A 3,267-nucleotide genomic window follows, 5' to 3' on the forward strand; every position below is an offset into this window, starting at 1 on the left:
GGACCCACCCGCGCCACGAGACCCGGCGGCGCCGTCAGCCCCGCCGGGCCCGGCCGCGGCGCCGGGCCCGGGCCGGGCCGCCGCGGTCGCCGTCTCCTCCCGCTCGGTGGCCATCGCCCTCATGCCTTGAGGAGCCCGGCGCCGTGCAGCGCGTCGGCCGCCCCGGCGACGGTGGGGAACGGCAGCCCGGACCGCTCGGCCACCTCCAACAGGTCGTGCTCCCCGTCGGCCAGGCTGAGCACCCACAACATGGCTAGCTGGGCCTGCTTGGCGTCGCTGCGCCCACCCAGCGAGTCGTACAACCCGCGCCGGCCCAACTGCGGCTCACCGTACGGGCTGAGGTTGAGGTACCGCCGGTTGCCGTCCAGGACGCCGAACGCCTCGCGGCACAGCGCCAGGGTGTCCGCCATCGCCTCGGCCGAGACGAAGTCCGGATCGTCGGCCGAGGTGTGGTACTCCGGATAGCCGGCGTAGGGGGTGCGGCTGAGCGAGCCCACGCCGAGGTTGAAGCCGGGCGAGCAGTACTGCCGCTCGTCATAGCCGTACGGCGTGAACTCCCGTACCTCGTGCGGGCGCCCGGACTCGCGCAGCACGTGCCGCAGCACCCGGTCGATCTCCGCGTCCCCGCGCCTGCTCTGCTTGTACGTCACCTGGCCCCGGTCCCCGGCGCAGGCGAGCACCAGCCCGTGCTTGACGCGGTCGATGCGCTCCGCGTTGCGCGCCAGCCAGGTGATCGCCCCGATGGTGCCGGGCGCGAACACGAACCGGTAGGTGTACCAGGGTTGCTCCGCCGCCAGCGCCCTGGCCAGGAACACCGCTACCGCGATGCCCGCCAGGTTGTCATTGGCCAGCGACGGGTGGCACACGTGGCAGGAGACCAGCACCTCTTCGGCGACCTGCCCGGGCACCACGTGCTCGGCGTAGGTGAGGTGGCCGTCCGCCAGCGTGGAGTCGATGCGCACCTCGTACTCGCCCTCGGGCAGCGCGTCCAACACCTCCTGGGCCAGGCAGAAGCCCCACTGCGGCGCGTAGTAGCTGGTGCGGTACGGCACCCAGGACGGGTGGTCGGGCAGGGTGTGCAGGTGCGCGCGGAGCTCGGCCAGGGGCATCTTCGTCGCCACCGGCACGCTGTAGCCGAGCACGTGCAGGCTGGAGGCGGCGAAGTCGATCACCCGGCGGCCGGTGGCGTCGGCCACGTACGCGTCCCGGATGTTCCACTCCTGGGGCACCGTCCAGTCCAACACCTCCGTGCCGGTGGGCACCTCGTGCACCTGGAGCGGCAGGTACTCGTCCACGATCGCCAAGGTGGCGCGCACCCCGTCGCCCGTGATGCTCCGGCACAGCGGGTACAGCCGCTCCACCAGTGCGTGCATCTGCTCGCCCACGGGGGTCACCGGCGCCACCGCAGGGTGTCGTCCACGGCACCGGAACCGTCCGCGCTACGGGCCGCGCGCAGCACCGCCAGCCGGGTGAAGCGCTGTTCGAAGTCCTCCCTGGTCAGGCCGTGCTTGCGGTAGGCGTCGGCGAGTTCGGCCGCGCCCTGGCGCACCGTCCACACGCAGTCGAAGCCGGGGATCGCGGCCCGGAAGCGGGCGAAGTCCACCCGGTAGGAGCGCGGGTCGGCACCCGTCTCCCCGGTGATGACCACCTCCGAGCCCGGCACCGCCTCGGCGACCTGCTCGGCGATCTCGGCCACCGTGACGTTGTTGACCTCGCTGCCGATGTTGAACGCCCGGCCGTGCACCGCATCGCGCGGCGCGTCCAGCGCGGCCGTGAAGGCCCGGGCGATGTCGGCGGCGTGCACCAGCGGACGCCACGGCGTGCCGTCCGAGAGCACCAGCACCTGGCCGGACAGCAGCGCGTGGCCCACCAGGTTGTTCAGCACGATGTCGGCGCGCAGCCGCGGCGAGTGGCCGAAGGCGGTGGCGTTGCGCAGGTACACCGGGCTGAAGTCGTCGTCGGCCAGCGCCTGGAGGTCGTCCTCCACCCGCACCTTGGACTCCGCGTACGGGGTCACCGGGCGCAGCGGGGCGTCCTCGGTCACCAACTCGTCCCCGCCGGCCGCGCCGTACACCGAGCAGGTCGACGCGTACAGGAAGCGCCGCACCCCCGCGTCCCTGGCCAGCTTGGCCAGCCGGACGGACGCGTGGTGGTTGATGTCGTAGGTCAGGTCGGGGGCCAGCGCCCCCAGTGGGTCGTTGGACAGCGCGGCCAGGTGGATCACCGCGTCCACGCCGGCCACGTGCTCGGCCGTGACGTCGCGCAGGTCCACCCGGTGCCCGGCCGGGTCGTCGGGCGCCGGGCCCAGGACGCAGTCGGCGAACAGGCCGGAGTCCAGGCCGACGACCTCGTGCCCGGCCTCGGCCAGTACCGGGGCCATGACGGTGCCCAGGTAGCCCTGGTGTCCGGTCAGCAACACGCGCAAGGTTCAGTCCCCCAGATCGAGAGTGAGTTTGGCGACGGCGAACGCCTCGGCGTAGCGCGCGTGACATTCGATGCCGCGGATGCGGGCGAGGCCGAGGAACGCCTCACGGTCGTACCAGGGCCGGTGGCGCTGCGAGGAGTAGTGCGCCTGGAGCAGCCGCACCTTCTCCTCGGCGATCTCGGGCGAGAGCGGCTGGTAGGCGACCATGCGGCCGAGGTCGCCGTCCCACTTGACGATCTCGTAGCCGAGCACCAGGTGGTCGCGGAAGGCGGTGGGCACCAACTGTGCCAGGCCGCGGTGGTCCTGGTGCGCGTCGTCGGTGCGCGGGGCGAGGACCAGATCGGGCTCGGTCCGCGCGCGCAACTCCTCCACCGCGGCCTTCGCCTCGTCCCAGTGCGTGGGCAGCCGCCCGTCCGGCAGCTTCAGGACGGTCAGGTGCAGGTCGGCGCCGGGGCAGAAGGCGGTGAGCGCGGCCTGTTCCTCCTGCTCGCGTTCGCCGCCACCGCCGGAGAGCACCAGCGCGTCCACCCGCAGGCCGGGGCGGGCCAGGCACATCGCGAGCAGCGTGCCGCCGGCGCCGATGGCGATGTCGTCACAGTGCGCGCCCACCGCGACCAGCCGCTCAAGGCGGCCGGTGCCGAGCCGGATCACGCGGCCCCCGCCCCGGCCGCCCGGCCCGCGCCGCCCAGCGCGTCGGGCGGCGCGCCGGCCCCCGCCCCCCCCCCCCCCCGGCGGGGGCGCCGGGGGGGGGCCCGCCCCCCCCCCCCCCGGCCCCCGCGGCGGGGGCCGGGGGGGGGGGCCGGGGCCCGCCCCCCCCCCCCGGCCGCGGGGGCCGGGGGGGC

General features: G+C 74.7%; 4 protein-coding genes. All 4 read right to left on the reverse strand.

From position 1 onward, the window contains the following. Nucleotides 1–119: 119 nt before the first annotated feature. Complete coding sequence (locus AAHZ94_RS31275) at nt 120–1,403, reverse strand: DUF4910 domain-containing protein (RefSeq protein ID WP_349997090.1); 1,284 nt, start codon at nt 1,401–1,403, stop codon at nt 120–122. Then, nucleotides 1,391–2,425 (reverse strand): NAD-dependent epimerase/dehydratase family protein, encoded by a 1,035-nt coding sequence (locus tag AAHZ94_RS31280; RefSeq protein WP_349997091.1) that lies wholly within the window; start codon nt 2,423–2,425, stop codon nt 1,391–1,393. The genes AAHZ94_RS31275 and AAHZ94_RS31280 overlap by 13 nt, the downstream gene beginning before the upstream one ends. Nucleotides 2,426–2,428: 3 nt before the next feature. After that, nucleotides 2,429–3,076, reverse strand: coding sequence for a PIG-L deacetylase family protein (locus AAHZ94_RS31285; protein ID WP_349997092.1), 648 nt, complete (start codon nt 3,074–3,076; stop codon nt 2,429–2,431). Next, the coding region (locus AAHZ94_RS31290) for a hypothetical protein (RefSeq protein WP_349997093.1) at nt 3,073–3,267 on the reverse strand (195 nt) is incomplete at its 5' end. The genes AAHZ94_RS31285 and AAHZ94_RS31290, both read right to left, overlap by 4 nt.

Source organism: Streptomyces sp. HSW2009 (assembly GCF_040240285.1).
Classification (GTDB): Bacteria; Actinomycetota; Actinomycetes; order Streptomycetales; family Streptomycetaceae; genus Streptomyces.